1 rRNA gene is annotated in these 1651 nt (G+C 54.6%); it reads left to right on the top strand.

The features are described from left to right. Window positions 1-1520, top strand: a 23S ribosomal RNA gene (locus J4E08_RS24390); the annotation flags it as partial. Window positions 1521-1651 lie beyond the last annotated feature (131 nt).

Here is a 1651-nt window from a genome sequence, read left to right as displayed (position 1 = left end):
ATCCGGTGGAGAGATCACTAGCGAGAATGATGACATGAGTAGCGACAAAGGGAGTGAGAGACTCCCTCGCCGAAAGTCCAAGGGTTCCTGCTTAAAGCTAATCTGAGCAGGGTAAGCCGGCCCCTAAGGCGAGGCCGAAAGGCGTAGTCGATGGGAACCAGGTTAATATTCCTGGGCCAGAAGGATGTGACGGATCGTGGCGACGCGTGTTCCTTATCGGATTGGAGCACGTTCAAGACGGTTCCTGGAAATAGCCCTTCATGAGACCGTACCCTAAACCGACACAGGTGGACTGGTAGAGTATACCAAGGCGCTTGAGAGAACGATGTTGAAGGAACTCGGCAAAATACCTCCGTAAGTTCGCGAGAAGGAGGCCCGGTACATGAGTGCCGGGGGCACAAACCAGGGGGTGGCGACTGTTTATTAAAAACACAGGGCTCTGCGAAGTCGCAAGACGACGTATAGGGTCTGACGCCTGCCCGGTGCCTGAAGGTTAAAAGGAGGGGTGAGAGCTCTGAATTGAAGCCCAGGTAAACGGCGGCCGTAACTATAACGGTCCTAAGGTAGCGAAATTCCTTGTCGGGTAAGTTCCGACCTGCACGAATGGCGTAACGACTTCCCCGCTGTCTCCAACATCGACTCAGCGAAATTGAATTGCCTGTCAAGATGCAGGCTTCCCGCGGTTAGACGGAAAGACCCCGTGCACCTTCACTACAGCTTCGCACTGGCTTCAGACACAACATGTGCAGGATAGGTGGTAGGCTTCGAAGCAGGGACGCCAGTCTCTGTCGAGCCTCCCTTGAGATACCACCCTTGTTCTGTTTGAAGTCTAACCGCGGTCCGTTATCCGGATCCGGGACCCTGCGTGGTGGGTAGTTTGACTGGGGCGGTCGCCTCCTAAAGCGTAACGGAGGCGCGCGAAGGTTGGCTCAGAGCGGTCGGAAATCGCTCGTTGAGTGCAATGGCAAAAGCCAGCCTGACTGCAAGACTGACAAGTCGAGCAGAGACGAAAGTCGGCCATAGTGATCCGGTGGTCCCAAGTGGGAGGGCCATCGCTCAACGGATAAAAGGTACGCCGGGGATAACAGGCTGATACTGCCCAAGAGTCCATATCGACGGCAGTGTTTGGCACCTCGATGTCGGCTCATCTCATCCTGGGGCTGGAGCAGGTCCCAAGGGTATGGCTGTTCGCCATTTAAAGAGGTACGTGAGCTGGGTTTAGAACGTCGTGAGACAGTTCGGTCCCTATCTGCCGTGGGTGTAGGATACTTGAGAGGAGTTGCCCCTAGTACGAGAGGACCGGGGTGAACGAACCACTGGTGGACCAGTTGTCGTGCCAACGGCAGTGCTGGGTAGCTATGTTCGGACAGGATAACCGCTGAAGGCATCTAAGCGGGAAGCCCCCCTCAAAACAAGGTATCCCTGAGGACCGTGGAAGACCACCACGTCGATAGGCCGGAGATGTAAGTGCAGCAATGCATTCAGTTGACCGGTACTAATGGTCCGATAGGCTTGATTTGATCCAGTAACAGCAAGGTTCGTCAATAAGACAAACCAACCTGTTCGGTCACAAGCATACACAACAATCAGTGTACGAGACCTGGACAACACAAAGGCCAAATACTGGCCCCAAGTTGATTGATGGCGCTGC

Origin of the sequence: Sagittula sp. NFXS13 (assembly GCF_040148795.1) — a bacterium.
In the GTDB taxonomy this organism is placed as follows: Bacteria; Pseudomonadota; Alphaproteobacteria; order Rhodobacterales; family Rhodobacteraceae; genus Sagittula; species Sagittula marina.
Note: the sequence above shows the minus strand (reverse complement) of the source record. Positions and strands in the feature narration are given on the sequence as shown.